This is a genomic window from Shewanella sp., assembly GCF_048265805.1.
In the GTDB taxonomy this organism is placed as follows: domain Bacteria; phylum Pseudomonadota; class Gammaproteobacteria; order Enterobacterales; family Shewanellaceae; genus Shewanella.
In genome coordinates this window covers 14482-31111 of record NZ_JBLXAT010000028.1, presented here as the reverse complement: position 1 = coordinate 31111, position 16630 = coordinate 14482, and the positions used below count along the sequence as shown (strand labels likewise).

The following is a 16630-nucleotide window of genomic DNA, read 5'->3' as shown; positions in this document are numbered from 1 at the left end:
CAAGGATCTTTCGGAAAGCTCAATCTGATCAAGTTGTTGCGGTATAACCTGCATCGTGCTTTACGAAAATCCCTCAAAACGCATCGTATGGCTGCGCGCGAGCTGGGGGCGTATTCTACCGCAAAACCGCTGCTCCCGTTATTTTTTCTACGCGATTACACAATATCAAATCGTGAACAAAGGCGATGAAATAAACAGCGAAATGTCACTAATTTTCATTTGATAGCTGTTGACCTTGGAGTAGACTCTAAGGTTTATACTCCTGCATGAATCAACTACCGAGGTGAGTATGTTTCGTATCGGCGAGCTCGCAAAACAGCATGGCATTAACGCAGATACCCTGCGCTTTTATGAAAAACATGGGCTGTTAGCTCCCTCGGCACGTAGCGATAATGGCTATCGTGTTTATAGCCGCGACGATGCTCAGCGTTTGGCATTTATTTTACGCGCTAAGTCTGTGGGCTTTTCGCTCGGTGAAATTACCGAACTGCTGTCGATTGAAGTGAATAAATCGCAGCGTGTATGCAGCGATGTCAAAGATGTAGTTGATGATAAATTAGTGAAAGTGAATGAGAAAATTGCTGAGTTAGCGCGTTTTCGTTTTTCACTACAGCTCTTATCTGACGGTTGTTGTGGCGGCTCGCACAGCGCCGAGCATTGCACTATTTTGCAAGCACTGGAGTCATGTGACCCAGCAGATTTTTCGCAGTTAGCGGCAGAAACTCATGCTGATAGCTAACGTGGTCAAGTAACGGGAGAATGTCCATGTCGATTATGGATCACTTTATAGCCCTGTTTATGGAATCGGCGCCTTGGCTGTTGCTAGGGTTAATCTTAGCGGGAATGCTAAAAGTATTTGTACCAATGAGCTGGATGAACAAGCAGCTTGGCGGACATGGATTTAAAGCTACCTTAAAAGCCGCACTGTTTGGGGCACCGTTACCCTTGTGTTCCTGCGGGGTGATCCCTGCCGCAGTCGGCCTGCGTCGCAGTGGCGCGTCGAAAGCCGCCACCACTTCATTTCTCGTCTCCACGCCGGAAACTGGCGTTGACTCTGTGACGGTGTCTTACGTGTTACTCGGCCCATTTATGGCAATCGTGCGGCCAATTGCGGCCGTGACCAGTGCCATTGTGGCGGGGTTACTGGTTGGCCGCGATGAAGATAAAGCCGCGCCTGCCGATGAGGGGCAAGCACCCGCGGTGAAGTCATGTTGCGCGAGTTCCGCTACGGCGAGCAATGCATCGCAATCCGCCACAACGTTTAAACCCGCCACGTTTAAGCCGATGGCGGCCGCACCGTTAGTGAATAGCGGCGTAGTGGTGAATGCTGGCACGGAATCAAGCTGCTGTAGTAGCAAGGCGGCGAAAACCGAAAGTAGTTGTTGTGGCACTGACAGCCTTCAGGCCGAAAAGAGCAGTTGTTGTAGCAGCGAACCGAAAGTGGCCGGGAGTTGCTCCTCATCAGCCACGAAAACCGATAGCTGTTGTAGCTCAAGCGCAAGCAGTAGTAGCAGTTGCTGCGGTGATATGCCGTTAGCGAGCGATGCTAGTGTCGGTAAGAAACTATTACAAGGGCTGAAATTTGCCGCGACAGATTTAATTGAAGACACCGCGATATGGTTGCTAGTGGGCTTGTTCTTTGCTGCTTTGGTACAAACCTATGTGCCTGCTGATTTCTTAGCACAATGGGGCGACGGCTTACTGGCAATGTTGGTGATGGTGTTGGTATCCATCCCTATGTATATCTGCGCGACAGCATCGACTCCTATTGCGGCTGGCTTACTACTGGCCGGAGTCTCACCCGGTGCGGTATTAGTGTTTATGTTGGCAGGCCCCGCCACCAACATTGCCACACTCGGCGTGGTAGCCAAAGAGATGGGCCGCCGCGCGTTGTTGGGGTATCTCGGTGGCGTGTTAGGTGTGGCGTTAGTGTTCGGTTGGATCGTGAATATATTGGTGGCTAATTTTGGTTTTGAAGTCATGCCACAACTCGGTGAAGAACATCGCGTATTACCGGATGTCATTGTTAATTATTCAGCGATTATCTTAGCGGTGTTGATGGCTAAGGTGTTGTATGACAAGCTGCCTGGCAAATCTGTCCACAAGGATTGCTGTTCATAACTCATGATGTGCAGACAATTAAAAAGGCGCTCATTGAGCGCCTTTCGTATGTAACAGACTTGAGAAAACACAAATTTTCAATTTATTTGCCTGCTTGAACTGACTCCACAGAAGTGCCTTTACCTTGTTTTTTCGCGGCTTTTAGCGCACGTTTTTCTTTGGCCGTATGTTGTGGTTGTTTCTTTGCTTCTTTGCTGTTCTTGTGTTCTTTACTCATGGTCGTCCTTCCGTATTCTGTTAGGCGTAACCGTTAGACAGCAGGTGTTGCTAAGCTGTCCGGCGATTCCAAGATTCACTGACAGCTGGTGGTGGGATGTTGCCATCAAACCAGTTGTATCAAGCCCTCGCGGCTCGATAGATTCATTCTACGCTTTGCTGATAAAAGCGGAATGCTTCGCTCATATAATAATTTTTGCTTAGAAATAGGTTTTAATTTATTAGCGTCATAAAGAGGCTGGCTCGATACCTGTGGATTGTCACCTATTTGGGACAGTAGGTAAGTTTTGAGGTTACTAATAAATTTAAAGTAACAGTTGTACAATAGCGTCGTTCATGGTGACGCTCCATGGCCGCCTCCCAGCAAGGTCATGGCTTATTTGGTTAAGCTTGAGCGTTAAGTCTTCCGGAAGTGGCTTGGTCACTAAATGCCGATGTGGGAACGATTGGCCGTGCTTCCCGGCGCTTCAATCCCTGCCAATTATTCCACATCGGCTTCCGGAAACTTTAAGTTTTCCCTTCTTGTTTGCTAATCTGCATTTTTATCAATTGAGTGAGCGCCTTATGTTGTGGCAAACCCTGAGTTTTGCAGAGTTATCTACCGCCCAGCTGTATGAGTTACTGCAGTTACGCGTGGATGTTTTTGTCGTAGAGCAGAGCTGCCCATATCCCGAACTTGATGGCAAAGATTGCTTACCTGCAACCCTGCATCTGCTGGGCACTGATAGCCAAGGTAAGTTACAAGCTTATGCGCGTCTGGTGCCACCTGGAGTGTCTTACCCTGAGCTGAGTATTGGCCGAGTGGTGGTTGCTGCCAATGCGAGGGGGCAGGGGCATGCCCAGCAATTAATGCAGCAAGCCATCGCCGAATGTGCACGAGTTTGGCCGCAGCAGGCTATCACTATTGGCGCACAGCAATACTTGTTAGCGTTTTATCAATCGTTTGGTTTCAAATGTGTGTCAACAGGCTATTTGGAAGATGGTATTCCCCATATCGACATGCGGCGTGACAGCTTATAAGAAAAAAAAGGAGCCGATGGCTCCTTTTTTGTTATGGCTTGATATGGCGCTCAAGCGCGGATCTTCAACTGTGGGTCAAGATCAATATTGCCTTCACGGTCGATAGCGGCAAGTTGTTGGCTCTGGGCAACAATGGCCAGCGAGTTGTTGTAGACTTTTCTGATAAACAGGAGACGGTAGCCATATCCTTGCAGTCGATAAAAGGCCATTTTTTGTTCGGCTGTCAGCTCATGCCAAAGCTGCTCGTTTGGCACAGAGGTGTCGCGCCTCTCTTGATAAACTTGTTGTGGGTGGACCATAAACTTCGTCTTTGTGGATTCAACGGTACGCATAATAAATGCCTCGAGTTCGCCCAAACGATAATCGTCCTGATGCTACATTGAGCAACACTAATTTATCGAGCATTAGTGCCGTTCGCTAGTAATAAATGTAACGAAATGTCAATTTATTGAACTGCGTCAATTTCCGATGCGGAGTTTAACAGCTTTATGGTGCGTATTGGGCTGGCAATTTTGATGTTGGCCTGTTGTAGCACATTCCAAATCGCCATATTGATGCGGTACTTATCTTGGTAGTAACTGGCGGTGGGGATCCAGTAGCGAATGCCGAGTTCGAGCCCCGCATCGGTAAAGTTGTTAATGCCCACTTGTACCGGTTGTGCTTTATCTACCGCGCTGAATGAGGCGAGCACCTCTTCAATTAACGGAATGACGCGATTTGGCTCAGTAGCAAAATCGATATTTAGCTTAAGCTCCACCAACTTATTGGCGAAAGAGTTATGCAGAATTTCACCAATAATATGTTTATTGGGAATAGTGATCTGCTCACCTTCCTCATTAGTTAGCGTAGTCATGCCCAGATGGATATCGGCGACTTGGCCAGTGATCTCTTTCACTGTAATGGTGTTGCCGACGACAAATGGCCGAGTAACGATGATCGTGATCCCTGCCGCGTAGTTAGACAACATCCCTTGCACTGCTAAGCCCGCGCCGAGTGACGCCGCGCCAATCGCTGCAATCATCGGGGTGACGCTGATGCCGAGCTTACCTAAACAGATGATGATCACCATGGCGATAATAAAGAGGCGGATCAGATTGCTGACAAAGCCGGACAGGGTGACATCAATATTGTGTTGTCTGAGTTTGTTACTGGTCCAGTTGGCCGCTTTATTGGACAGCCATAAACCCAGCAGAAAGATCAGTAGTGCGCCGAGCAGTTGGAAGCTGTAATTTACTAAAAACTCGACAATGACTTGGTAGACTTGCTGTAGCTGCGCGAGTTCTTGATCTAGTCCATTTTCCGCCATAATGCGCTCCTTCTGCCGCAGTTTGGTAACAAAGTTTATGCTATGGTGGCTCACCGTTGGACGTTGTCCACGGCAGGCTCAATATACAACGAACTGACAAGGTACATAATGAAATCTCCAAAGTTGCTGTTGTTTTTCTGGCTGTTAATGGTGTCCTTCAGTGGGTGGGCGAGCGAATTCGCCATTGGTGATAGGTTGCCGAATGCCCAATTTGAAGATCAATTTGCCAATGCGGCGGTGGTCAATAACGAGACCCGCTGGGTGGTGTTTACCCGCTCGATGGCCGGTGCCGAGGTGGTGCAAGAAGCATTAGCAGGTGCGACTACGGCACAGTTGAGCCATGCCCACCTGATTTACGTCGCGGATATTAGCGGCATGCCATCGCTGATTTTTAAGTTGGTTGCCTTACCGAAAATGCAAGATTTGGGCTACAGCATCGCTTTGGATAAAGAGGGTGAGTTCACTAAATATTATCCTGTTGCTGATGGCACTGCGGCTTTGCTGGATCTGAAAGAGATGCAACTGACGCAAATTCGTTACTTTGACAGTGCCAGTGCGCTCAAGGACGCGTTACAACCTCTCCTCAGTCATTAATCTTTATGCCGATGTTAATCAGCTGTGTAATGTCGGCTATAGTTAATCCATTCCTAATGTTCGTGTTTGAACGAAAAATCTTATTTATCAATTCATTATAACAATGCAGTTTTTGTGACTGAAAGTTATCAAAAATTTGCAGAGTTAAATCGCTTCAATTGATTGATATTTATTGAATTTATTTGATTTGAATCGCGAGCCTCCCATATTGAATAAAAATTTACGGTAATGGCTAAAAAATTCATTGCATCGTAACTAAAAATGTCGTCTACTTCGCACGATTTTCAACCTGACACGGCGAGCAAATTGTTGCCGCATCACAATTAAGGAGACAGAAGGCTGATGAGCCCGTTCCATGCTATTGACGTAGCTGATTACTACGACAGCGAAACTTTTAGCAAAATTAAGGCGTTTGCCGACAGCAAGCCAACGCCATTTGTGGTGATTGATACCAACATCATCTCTAAACAATACGATGATATGGTACATGCCTTCCCTAAGGCTGACGTGTTCTACGCCGTAAAAGCTAACCCCGCGGCGGAGATCTTGTCCTTGTTGCGTGACAAAGGTGCTAACTTTGATATCGCCTCTATCTACGAGTTAGATATGGTGATGGATATCGGTGTAACACCTGACCGTGTCAGTTACGGCAACACCATTAAAAAGCGCCAAGATGTGCGTGAATTTTATAAGCGCGGTGTGCGTATGTTCGCGTCGGACTCTGAGCCTGATCTGCGCATGATTGCTGAAGAAGCCCCTGGTTCACGCGTATATGTGCGCATTCTGACCGAAGGTACTGAGACGGCTGACTGGCCGTTGTCGCGTAAATTTGGTTGTCAGAATGAAATGGCCTACGAGCTGCTCGTTCTGGCGAAAGAACTGGGCTTGGAACCTTATGGTATTTCGTTCCACGTCGGTTCACAGCAACGTGATATTGGTGCGTGGGATGCTGCGATCGCCAAAGTGAAAATGATTTTTGACCGTCTGCGTGATGAGCATGGCATTGTGCTGCAGATGATCAACATGGGTGGAGGTTTTCCAGCAAACTATCTGGACAAAACCAACAGCCTACAAACCTATGCGGAGCAGATCCACTACTTCCTCGTGGAAGATTTTGGTGAAGACTTGCCGCGCATCATTTTGGAACCTGGCCGTTCATTGATCTCTAATGCCGGTGTATTGGTCTCTGAAGTGGTGTTGATCAGCCGCAAGTCACACACAGCGTTAGAACGTTGGGTGTTTACTGATGTGGGCAAATTCAGTGGTTTGATTGAAACCATGGATGAAGCCATCAAGTTCCCGATCTTTACTGAACGTAAAGGCGAGCTGGAACGTTGTGTTATTGCTGGCCCCACTTGCGATAGCGCTGACATCATGTATGAACAATATGCCTATGGTTTGCCAAGCGATTTAGCGATTGGCGACCGCATGTACTGGTTAACTACCGGTGCCTACACCACCACTTATTCGGCGGTGTGTTTTAACGGTTTCCCTCCGTTACAAGCCTACTACTTGTAAGCGGTAACGGTTGGAAACAATAAGGGCGCCAATGGCGCCCTTATTGTTTTATGACTTGTAAGCGGGATGTTCCTTCAATTTATCAAATAGTTGCTGCTTTAAATCGAGCTTGCGTTTCTTCATCTGTTTTAGGTCGGCAGTGAATTCACTGGCAAGGCGGCGTTCCTCTTTGTGGATCTCTTTATCAAGTAGTTCGTGTTCATTGAACAGCTTACGGAACTCGCTGTCGTCGGCTTTTAACTGATCAACCAACGCGCGGTATTCGGAAAACATAGGCTACTCCTTAATATTCATTGGAAGTGACGCTTACGCAGTTATCGCCCGCGTTGCTATCAATAGGGTGAGTGCGCCCAAGATATCAGTGCATGCCGTTACGCTGGGTTTACCCAAGGCGACACAGGCGATAATCAAACTGTAATCGCACTGCCGTTTAATTGCACTATTCCCCTTGTCACAGTTGCTATTGTTTGATCTGAAAAACGTACGTTTTTATATGTGGTCAATGGCGTCGCTTTGGCAAATGGGGTAATCTTACTCTTTGCCACGCTGATATCAGCGTTTTATTTTTTAATGTATTGAAAAGGTTGACTTTATGGCGGACGTGTTTCACTTAGGCCTTACCCGCGACATGCTTAACGGTGCCAGCTTGGCCATTATTCCCGGCGATCCAGAACGTGTTAAACGCATTGCCAATTTGTTAGACGAGCCAGTATTTCTGGCGAGCCACCGTGAATTTACCTCTTATGTTGGCAAGCTAGATGGTCAAGCTGTGGTGATCTGCTCAACTGGGATTGGTGGTCCATCAACTTCTATCGCGGTGGAAGAGTTGGCACAACTGGGCATTAATACCTTCCTGCGCATTGGTACCACCGGTGCCATTCAAACCAAAGTTAATGTTGGTGACTTGATTGTGTCGCAAGCCTCTGTGCGTTTAGACGGCGCCAGCCAGCATTTCGCGCCACTGGAATATCCCGCCGTAGCCGATTTTACTTGTACTACCGCCATGGTTGCCGCCGCGCGCGCGCAAGGTGTTGAGCCACATGTGGGCATCACCGCATCGTCTGATACTTTCTACCCAGGGCAGGAGCGTTACGACACCGTATCAGGCCGTGTGACTCAACGTTTCCAAGGTTCACTCAAGCATTGGCAAGAACTGGGCGTACTCAACTATGAGATGGAATCCGCCACGCTGTTTACCATGTGTGCCAGCCAAGGTTGGCGCGCGGCCTGCGTGGCTGGCGTGATTGTTAACCGTACTCAGCAGGAGATCCCTGATGAAGCGATAATCAAAGCTACCGAAAGCAAGGCGATCACGGTAGTGGTTGAGGCGGCACGTAAGCTACTGGCCTAAGCCGGCTACTATTATTGTCTGGACAGGTTGGCGAGCAACCTGTCCATGGCGCGATAGCCCAGCGCTTGGGCGATATGGCGTCGCTCTACCGCAGGTGACTGTGCCAAATCCGCAATGGTACGTGCGACCCGCTGTAAGCGATGAAAACTGCGCACTGACAAACCTAACTTCGTTACACTCTGCTCCAAAAACACCAAATCTGCTGCGGCAAAGCCCGATTGCTTTAATTCGCTGCCTGACAACTCACTATTGAGTTTGCCTGCACGTTGCAACTGCTGCTGTCGTGCCTGTGCTACGCGCTCGGCGATACTGGCGCTGGTTTCGCCATCACCGCTGTCTGCCGTTAGTGTGCCCGGTGGCAGTTTGGGGACTTCAACCGTGAGATCGAAGCGGTCAATAAATGGGCCAGATAAACGCGATAAGTAACGGCGGATCTGCTCCGGTGTCGCGCGGCTTTCTGGGCCGGAATCACCGCAGGGGCTTGGATTCATCGCGGCGACGAGCTGAAACTTAGCGTTGAATTTTAATTTGGCTGCCGCGCGAGAAATGATTACCTCTCCGGTTTCCATCGGTTCACGCAGGCAATCAAGCACTTTGCGGGGAAACTCAGCGATTTCATCTAAAAATAGTACCCCTAAATGTGCCAACGAAATCTCCCCCGGCTTAGGTATTGCACCGCCGCCGACCAGTGAAACAGCCGAGCAGGTGTGATGCGGTGAGCGAAACGGCCGCTGATAAAACTGCTGCGGTTCAAGGTGCATGCCTGCCACGGAATGAATGGCCGACACTTGCAGCGCTTCCTCATAATCTAGCGGTGGTAATAGCGATAAGATGCGACTCGCCAACATTGATTTACCAGTGCCGGGCGGGCCTAAAAATAGTAAGTTGTGGTTGCCTGCCGCGGCGATCTCCAACGCTTGTTTGGCTTGATACTGGCCGATGACCTCACTCATGCAACCCACATTTGGCGCGGGTGGTGTGATCCAGTTGGGCGAGTCGTGAATATTGGGTAGCGTTTGCTGTCCGTGTAGGAAGGCGGCGATATGTTGCAGATGCGCCGCCAAATACACCTGCTGATAACCGACCAGCTCGGCGTCAGTGCGGTTCGCTTGCGGCATCACTAAGCCAGCAGCAATTTTGCGGGCTTCAATAATCACAGGCAGCAAACCGCTACAGCCGCGGATCTCGCCGGTGAGTGCTAGCTCACCAACAAATTCTAATCCTTCTAATGCCTTAACGGGCAGTTGCCCAGACGCCGCCAAAATACCAATGGCGATGGGCAGATCGTAACGGCCACCTTGTTTGGGCAGATCGGCGGGTGCGAGGTTGATGGTGATGCGGCGCATCGGAAACTCAAAGCCCGCGTTGATAATGGCGCTGCGCACACGTTCGCGCGCTTCACGCACAGAGGTTTCCGGTAAGCCGACTAAGGTAAACGCCGGTAATCCATTAGAGAGGTGGGCTTCAACCCATACAGGTGGTGCATCGACACCGTTTGCCGCGCGAGTGGCTACGCGTGCTATTGCCATGACAGTTCCTTTGTCTATGTTGTAAAACTCATTTAACTAACGCAGCGCGAGGCTGGTTGGCTAATACGCCTAGTTGAGGATACGCCAAATTGGCTGTTGAAAAAAGCGACGTTAATTTTGGCGACTATTGAGCAAATTTTCTGACAATGACGGCAAAAATTTCTCGTTATTCAAGCAGCAACAGCAATGCTAGATTAGCGTCGATTTCAGTGCTACAGCAGTGGTTGTAGCGCAACTACTCATCTTAAGGATTAAACATGAAAGCGTTATTGGGATTGGCGTTGTTGGTAGTTAGCGGTTTTGTGAGTGCTGATGACGAGTTACCAGAGGCAAGTGCTGCAGATGTGCAACAACTGGTGCAAGTATGCCGCCAAATGGCCGTGGAAGATGAGATCACCAAAGAAGAGTTAAGTGAATATCTGCTGGACTGCGTGAATGACCAACTGAATGAGATGGGCTATCACCAAATTGATGCACTGCCTAAGTCTTAAGCAAGCAATTGTTTAGCTACAGACATCTCATCTTCATCTTTTGTAGCTATGCTTATGGCGATGGTTAAGGTCAACTATCTTTTAAACGTTAACCGATTATAATGTGTTCGTTTTTTGTTTCCCTCCTCCTGTTAGCTCGGGACGGTTGCCACATGTCGATATTTAACATGAAGCACATGTTCCTAAGTAACTAAGGCCGATTCGCTAACCGCAACATTGCAGTGAATGTCCGCGCCACTTAAATGATTGCTGTGCAAGCCTGAAGAGATGCAGGCTTGTGCTTACTTCAGGTGATGTATGAGTTTTTTAGAGAATGTACTACTAGTGGTAGGGTTAATAGGCGTGAGCTGTCTATTCTCTATGTCGGAAATTGCGCTGGCGGCTGCACGTAAAATCAGACTGCGACAGATGGCAGATGAAGGTGACCTTCGCGCCGAAAAGGTGCTGGCCCTGCAAGCGATGCCTGGCAATTTCTTTACCGTAGTGCAGATAGGTTTGAATGCTGTTGCCATCATGGGCGGCATTGTCGGTGAATCAGCTTTTACACCGTATTTTGTTAGCATGTTAGGTCACTTTATCGGCGAGCCGTGGTTAGGGCAGCTGAGCTTTGCGTTATCGTTTATTTTGGTGACTAGCTTGTTCATTCTGATAGCGGACCTCATGCCGAAACGGGTCGCGATGGTGATGCCTGAGCGCATAGCGGTCAATTTGGTAGGCACTATGTTGGTATGTATTACGTTACTGCGTCCGTTGGTTTGGCTGTTTGATAGCCTCGCCAGTGCCATTATGAAGCTGTTGCATGTGCCTATGGTGCGTAAAGATGAAATCACCTCTGATGATATCTACGCCATTATGGACGCGGGCGCGGAAGCTGGCGTGTTAGATAAGGGTGAGCAACAGATGATTGAAAACGTGTTCGAGATGCAGTCCTTGAGTGTGACTTCAGCGATGACGGCGCGTGAGAGTTTGATTTTCTTCCGCCAGCAGGAGTCAGAGCAAGATATCAAAGCCAAGATCAGCGTGCATCCGTACAGTAAATTTGTCGTGTGCGATGGCCCACTGGATAACCTCAAAGGCTATGTAGATGCCAAAGAGTTGCTGGTACGTGTCATTAACGGTAAGCCGATAGACTTGCATGACACCTCGCTGGTGCACCCGTGTTTGATTGTGCCTGATACGCTGAGCATGTCCGAAGCGATGGAATATTTCCGTCAGCAGCGCACCGACTTTGCCATCGTGATGAACGAATACGCGCTGGTGGTAGGGATTGTGACCTCAAACGATCTACAAAGTGCGGTAATGGGTGCTTGGTCGCTGCATGAAAGTGAAGAGCAGATCGTCGCGCGTGATGCCAACTCATGGCTAGTCGACGGGGTAACGCCGATCAGCGATGTGATGCGCGCCTTAAATATTGACGAGTTTCCACAGAGCCAAAACTACGAAACCGTGGCAGGTTTTATGATGTACATGCTGCGTAAAATTCCCAAACGTACCGATGCAGTGAATTTTGCTGGCTATAAGTTTGAGGTGGTGGATATCGATAGCTACAAAGTCGATCAGCTACTGGTGACGCGGATTAATGCCGATGAAATTGTGCCAGTGAAGTTGGAACAGAAGCTGTAATCTGCTAAATCACATCAAGGAAGGCCTTAACCAATGGGTCTTCCATACGCTTTTTCTTGCAACAACAGCCCAGCTCAAATGGGGCGATGGCGATAGGTGATTCCAGTTGCCGAATGCGGTCCATCATCGGGCTGTTGTTGACCACGACTTGCGGGGTAATACTGACACCGCATCCTAATGCCACCATCGGCACAATGGCTTCATGGCCACCCACTTGCGCATAAATTTTGGCGTTGATCCCCATGGCGGCAAACCACCGCTCCATTCGCAGGCGACCGGGACCATGGTCGGGCACAATAAAGGGTAATTTTTCCCACGGAATAGGTGATTGATCTAACAAGCTTTGCAGTTGACATTGAATGGCGGGGGCGATCACTGAAAGGGCGACTTTGCCGATGGGCGAGAAATGCAGCTGATGGGGAAAGTCTTCTGGCAGCGCGGCAATGGCAATATCAGCGCGTTGATTCTGCAGTTCGCGCATCGCATTGGCGGCATCCCCAGTAGTGAGGCTGATATCCACCAACGGCTGTTGACGGCGAAACTTATCAATGAGTGCGGGCAGATGGCTATAGGCTGCCGTCACAGAACAATAGATCTGTAACGTGCCGCGCAGCAGGTTTTTATCTGAGTCCAGCTCCTGTTTGAGCAGATACCAGCGGTGCTGCGTATCTTGGGCATATTGGCGAAACAGTTTGCCCGCATGAGTCAGCGCCACAGTGCGGTTATCCCGCTCCATCAACTTGCTGCCCACTTCTTCCTCTAAACGTTGCAACACGCGGCTCAAGGTGGACGGGCTGACATGCAAGTTGGCGGCGGTCTGGCCAAAGTGCAAGGTTTCACACAGATCGAGATAAAGCCGAATTGCGCGAATATCCATGGTTAGCCATCCTCATTTAACGTTTTTCACGTTGCAAAATCTGCAATGCAGTATGCCGAATATATCAATTTTAGCAATCACTATCATCGGCTATATTGAGTTATCGCCGCGTCCTTGGGGGATTCGGCCACAGAATTTTGTGATACAGGTGAGCACATGGCTAATTACTTCAATACACTGAGTTTGCGCGAAAAATTGGCGCAATTGGGACAATGTCGTTTTATGGATCGCAGCGAGTTTGTTAACGGCTGTGAATATATCAAAGATTGGAACATCGTCATTCTCGGTTGTGGTGCTCAAGGTCTTAACCAAGGTTTAAACATGCGCGATTCAGGATTGAATATCTCCTACGCGCTGCGCCCAGAAGCGATTGCCGAAAAACGTGCCTCATTCAAACGCGCTTCTGAAAACGGTTTTAAAGTGGGCACTTTTGAAGAGTTGATCCCCACTGCCGATATGGTGCTGAACCTGACACCAGACAAGCAACACAGCAAAGTGGTTGGCGCGGTAATGCCACTGATGAAACAAGATTCAGTGCTGTCATACTCACATGGTTTCAACATTGTGGAAGAGGGGATGCAAGTTCGCCCAGATATCACGGTAGTGATGGTGGCGCCTAAGTGCCCAGGTACTGAAGTACGTGAAGAATACAAACGTGGCTTTGGTGTACCAACGCTGATCGCCGTTCACCCAGAAAATGACCCGAATGGTGATGGTCTGGAAATCGCTAAAGCCTACGCTAGCGCCACTGGTGGTGACCGTGCGGGCGTGCTGCAATCATCATTTATCGCAGAAGTGAAATCTGACTTGATGGGTGAACAAACCATCCTGTGCGGCATGCTACAAACTGGCGCGATTTTGGGTTATGACAAGATGGTCGCTGACGGTGTTGAACCTGGCTATGCGGCAAAATTGATCCAACAAGGCTACGAAACCATCACTGAAGCGCTGAAACACGGCGGTATCACCAACATGATGGATCGCCTGAGCAATCCTGCCAAAATCAAAGCATTTGAGATTGCTGAAGAGCTGAAAGAGATTCTGCAACCATTGTTTGAAAAACATATGGACGACATCATCAGTGGCGAATTCTCTCGCGTGATGATGGAAGACTGGGCCAACGATGATAAAAACCTGCTGGGCTGGCGTGAAGACACCAACAACGCTGGTTTTGAACAAGCACCAGAATGTGATGAGCACATCGATGAACAAGAGTATTTTGATAAAGCTATCTTCTTGGTTGCCATGATCAAAGCAGGCGTGGAACTGGCGTTCGATACTATGGTGGCTTCAGGCATCATCGAGGAGTCGGCTTACTATGAATCACTGCACGAAACACCGCTGATCGCAAATACCATTGCGCGTAAACGCTTGTATGAAATGAACGTGGTGATTTCTGATACGGCAGAATACGGCTGCTACCTGTTCAACCATGCGGCTATTCCATTGCTGCGTGATTACGTCAACGCACTGTCTCCAGAAGCGTTGGGCGCCGGTTTGAAAGAAACGTCTAACGAAGTAGACAACCGTCGTTTGATTGAAGTGAATAGCGCTATCCGCAATACCGATGTGGAATATATCGGTGAAGAACTGCGTGGTTATATGACTGATATGAAACGTATTAGTTTGGATGCTTAACGTTTAAGTCAACGGGTTGCCGTTCGCGGCATCCGTTGAAGATTTATGGCTAACGGGGAACCAAAACAATAAAAAATTTAATGATTACGCAAATTTTTTATTGTGTTCATAAAAGCCTTTGTGATATTGCTTATTTACTGTTCCGCTCACGACTAGCGCGAGCGACAAAATGTAACGTAAACCACTTAAGCAGATTTATTAACAGGAATCGGTCTTCTAACGATGAACAACAGCCTCAACCTCCTCCTCGTGATTATTATCGCAGTGATTATTGGGTCACAGCGGGGGTGGCTCATGGCGCGAAAGATGACCTGAAGGTCCTGAGAATCATCGAACCCCCGCTCCGCAAGGACCGGGGGTTTTTCTTTTCTGGGGCGAGTAACACGGCAAAACGAGAACGTAAATAATGGAACAAGGGCAGACAATCAGCGGTAGTCAGGCAGTCATTGAGGTGCTGGCCGCCCATGGAGTTGATACGGTATTTGGCTATCCTGGCGGTGCCATCATGCCAATTTACGACGCAATCTATGGCAGTGCGGTACAGCACTTACTCTGTCGGCATGAACAAGGCGCGGCATTTGCGGCGGTGGGTTATGCCAGAGCGAGCGGCAACGTCGGCGTGTGCTTTGCCACTTCAGGCCCCGGCGCGACCAACCTCGTCACCGGGCTGGCGGATGCCATGATGGATTCCATCCCAGTGGTGGCTATTACGGGTCAAGTTTCTTCAAAGGTGATCGGTACCGACGCCTTTCAAGAGATGGATGTACTGGGCATGAGCCTGTCCTGCACCAAACACAGTTTTATGGTCACTAGCCGTGATGAGCTGATCCCAACCTTGTATCGAGCCTTTGAGATTGCCGCCTCTGGTCGCCCCGGCCCAGTGCTGGTGGATATTCCAAAAGATATCCAAGTTGGACAGTTGGAATACAAAACGCCGCTGCAAGCCGTAGCGAGCGAAGCCGCAATCGACCACAGCGCCATTGCCGCGGCTAACGAGCTCATCCGTCATGCTAAGCAACCTATGCTGTATGTGGGCGGTGGTGTGGGCATGGCTGGCGCAGTAGCCGAACTGCGTGATTTTATTGCCCGTACTGGCATGCCGTCGGTCTGTACCTTAAAAGCCTTGGGGACGGTGTCGCCAACCACTCCCAGTTATTTAGGTATGCTTGGCATGCATGGCAATCAAGCCGCTAACCATGCAGTGCAGGAATGTGATTTGCTGCTGGCCGTTGGCGCGCGCTTTGATGACCGTGTCACCGGCAAACTCAACACATTCGCGCCTCACGCCAAGGTGATTCATTTGGATATCGACGCGGCGGAGCAGGGTAAACTGCGGCAACCGCAAGTCATGCTGAACGGTGAGTTGTGCCAACTGCTACCACAATTAGGGGAAGCATTGAATATCGCGCCATGGCAGCAGTACTTGGCCGAGTTAGCCGTGCAATATGCATGGCGTTATGACCGTCCAGGTGAGCTGATCTATGCCCCGAAAATGCTTAATCAACTGGCCAACAAACTGCCAGAAGATAGTGTCGTAAGTTGTGACGTCGGCCAGCATCAGATGTGGGTGGCGCAACACATGTGGTTCCGTAAGCCGCAAGACCATCTGTCGAGCGCAGGCTTTGGCACTATGGGCTTTGGTTTGCCAGCTGCCATCGGTGCGCAGATTTCTCGCCCCAACGCCAAAGTGGTGGCGGTGTCTGGCGATGGTTCATTCATGATGAATGTGCAAGAGTTGACCACCATCAAACGGCGGCAGCTGCCAGTTAAAATCCTGCTGATTGATAACCAACGTTTGGGTATGGTGAAGCAGTGGCAGCAGCTATTCTTTGAAGAGCGCTATAGTGAAACTAACCTGTCAGATAACCCAGACTTTGTTACTTTAGCCTCGGCGTTTGATATTCCGGGACGGACAATCACCCAAGCGGCTGAAGTGGAAGGCGCCTTGGACGAAATGCTCAATGCCCCCGGCGCATATCTGCTGCATGTACGAATTGATGAAGCGTTTAACGTTTGGCCGTTGGTACCACCGGGTGCAGCCAACAGTGACATGATTGAAGATTTGGAGGCGTAACCATGATCCATCAGTTGGATTTGACCTTAGAACAACGTCCTGAAGTATTGGAACGTGTGCTGCGTGTGGTGCGCCATCGTGGTTTTCGTGTGTGCCACATGAACATGACCGCGCAGGAAAATAATAGCCTGCAACTGCACATGGCGGTGGATAGTGAACGCGCCATCGAGTTACTCAGCCGTCAACTGGAAAAATTATTAGATGTGACGCATTGCGTGGTTAGCACACCAGCCGCTATGTCACAAACCGTGAGTGCCTAAGCTGCAACATTG

The 16630-nt window shown here is 49.2% G+C and carries 17 protein-coding genes; 11 read left to right on the top strand and 6 right to left on the bottom strand.

Annotation, left to right across the window (positions count from 1 at the left end; all coding sequences use genetic code 11):
• Positions 1–289 precede the first annotated feature (289 nt).
• Together zntR and ACN0TT_RS16685 are read left to right on the top strand one after the other, a co-directional pair.
• A complete protein-coding gene (gene zntR / locus ACN0TT_RS16690) occupies positions 290–739 on the top strand; it encodes a Zn(2+)-responsive transcriptional regulator (protein ID WP_417763279.1) in 450 nt (149 codons plus the stop codon).
• Positions 740–765: 26 nt separating this feature from the next.
• The gene (locus tag ACN0TT_RS16685; RefSeq protein ID WP_417763278.1) at positions 766–2121 is read left to right on the top strand and encodes an SO_0444 family Cu/Zn efflux transporter; all 1356 of its coding nucleotides are present in this window, start codon (positions 766–768) and stop codon (positions 2119–2121) included.
• 82 nt (positions 2122–2203) lie between these two features.
• On the opposite strand, the gene ACN0TT_RS16680 is transcribed toward ACN0TT_RS16685, so the two are convergent.
• A complete protein-coding gene (locus tag ACN0TT_RS16680; protein ID WP_417763277.1) occupies positions 2204–2338 on the bottom strand; it encodes a hypothetical protein in 135 nt (44 codons plus the stop codon).
• Positions 2339–2901: 563 nt separating this feature from the next.
• Here ACN0TT_RS16680 and ACN0TT_RS16675 point away from each other — a divergent pair.
• The gene (locus ACN0TT_RS16675; RefSeq protein ID WP_417763276.1) at positions 2902–3357 is read left to right on the top strand and encodes a GNAT family N-acetyltransferase; all 456 of its coding nucleotides are present in this window, start codon (positions 2902–2904) and stop codon (positions 3355–3357) included.
• A 50-nt stretch (positions 3358–3407) separates the two neighbouring features.
• Here the strand turns inward: ACN0TT_RS16675 and ACN0TT_RS16670 are convergent, their stop codons facing one another.
• Both ACN0TT_RS16670 and ACN0TT_RS16665 read right to left on the bottom strand, forming a co-directional pair.
• On the bottom strand, positions 3408–3656 hold the full coding sequence (locus tag ACN0TT_RS16670) for a hypothetical protein (protein ID WP_417763275.1): 249 nt from the start codon (positions 3654–3656) through the stop codon (positions 3408–3410).
• A gap of 146 nt (positions 3657–3802) precedes the next feature.
• Positions 3803–4663 carry a mechanosensitive ion channel family protein gene (locus ACN0TT_RS16665; RefSeq protein ID WP_417763274.1) on the bottom strand — a complete coding sequence of 287 codons (861 nt, stop codon included), beginning with the start codon at positions 4661–4663 and terminating at the stop codon, positions 3803–3805.
• A gap of 108 nt (positions 4664–4771) precedes the next feature.
• Between ACN0TT_RS16665 and ACN0TT_RS16660 the strand changes: the two genes are divergently transcribed.
• The gene (locus ACN0TT_RS16660) at positions 4772–5257 is read left to right on the top strand and encodes a hypothetical protein (RefSeq protein WP_417763273.1); all 486 of its coding nucleotides are present in this window, start codon (positions 4772–4774) and stop codon (positions 5255–5257) included.
• A gap of 342 nt (positions 5258–5599) precedes the next feature.
• Positions 5600–6775 carry a type III PLP-dependent enzyme gene (locus tag ACN0TT_RS16655; protein WP_238898148.1) on the top strand — a complete coding sequence of 392 codons (1176 nt, stop codon included), beginning with the start codon at positions 5600–5602 and terminating at the stop codon, positions 6773–6775.
• A gap of 48 nt (positions 6776–6823) precedes the next feature.
• Here ACN0TT_RS16655 and ACN0TT_RS16650 read toward each other — a convergent pair whose 3' ends face one another.
• Positions 6824–7048 carry a YdcH family protein gene (locus ACN0TT_RS16650; protein WP_417763272.1) on the bottom strand — a complete coding sequence of 75 codons (225 nt, stop codon included), beginning with the start codon at positions 7046–7048 and terminating at the stop codon, positions 6824–6826.
• Between the two features lie 319 nt (positions 7049–7367).
• On the opposite strand from ACN0TT_RS16650, the gene udp reads away from it, so the two are divergent.
• The gene (gene udp, locus ACN0TT_RS16645) at positions 7368–8126 is read left to right on the top strand and encodes a uridine phosphorylase (protein ID WP_417763271.1); all 759 of its coding nucleotides are present in this window, start codon (positions 7368–7370) and stop codon (positions 8124–8126) included.
• A gap of 11 nt (positions 8127–8137) precedes the next feature.
• Here udp and ACN0TT_RS16640 read toward each other — a convergent pair whose 3' ends face one another.
• Positions 8138–9655 carry a YifB family Mg chelatase-like AAA ATPase gene (locus ACN0TT_RS16640; protein WP_417763270.1) on the bottom strand — a complete coding sequence of 506 codons (1518 nt, stop codon included), beginning with the start codon at positions 9653–9655 and terminating at the stop codon, positions 8138–8140.
• A 257-nt stretch (positions 9656–9912) separates the two neighbouring features.
• Here ACN0TT_RS16640 and ACN0TT_RS16635 point away from each other — a divergent pair, with 257 nt between their 5' ends.
• Together ACN0TT_RS16635 and ACN0TT_RS16630 are read left to right on the top strand one after the other, a co-directional pair.
• Entirely contained in the window at positions 9913–10146 is a 234-nt protein-coding gene (locus ACN0TT_RS16635; protein ID WP_417763269.1) for a hypothetical protein, read from the top strand.
• A 297-nt stretch (positions 10147–10443) separates the two neighbouring features.
• Positions 10444–11769 carry a hemolysin family protein gene (locus ACN0TT_RS16630; protein WP_417763268.1) on the top strand — a complete coding sequence of 442 codons (1326 nt, stop codon included), beginning with the start codon at positions 10444–10446 and terminating at the stop codon, positions 11767–11769.
• Positions 11770–11773: 4 nt separating this feature from the next.
• Here the strand turns inward: ACN0TT_RS16630 and ilvY are convergent, their stop codons facing one another.
• Complete coding sequence (gene ilvY, locus ACN0TT_RS16625; protein WP_417763267.1) at positions 11774–12646, bottom strand: HTH-type transcriptional activator IlvY; 873 nt, start codon at positions 12644–12646, stop codon at positions 11774–11776.
• Positions 12647–12802: 156 nt separating this feature from the next.
• Here ilvY and ilvC point away from each other — a divergent pair, with 156 nt between their 5' ends.
• From ilvC to ilvM, 3 genes are all read left to right on the top strand, one after another.
• Complete coding sequence (ilvC, locus tag ACN0TT_RS16620; RefSeq protein WP_417763266.1) at positions 12803–14284, top strand: ketol-acid reductoisomerase; 1482 nt, start codon at positions 12803–12805, stop codon at positions 14282–14284.
• Positions 14285–14690: 406 nt separating this feature from the next.
• Positions 14691–16358 (top strand): acetolactate synthase 2 catalytic subunit, encoded by a 1668-nt coding sequence (gene ilvG / locus ACN0TT_RS16615; RefSeq protein ID WP_417763265.1) that lies wholly within the window; start codon positions 14691–14693, stop codon positions 16356–16358.
• A 2-nt stretch (positions 16359–16360) separates the two neighbouring features.
• On the top strand, positions 16361–16618 hold the full coding sequence (gene ilvM, locus ACN0TT_RS16610) for an acetolactate synthase 2 small subunit (protein WP_417763264.1): 258 nt from the start codon (positions 16361–16363) through the stop codon (positions 16616–16618).
• The last annotated feature ends 12 nt before the right edge of the window (positions 16619–16630 follow it).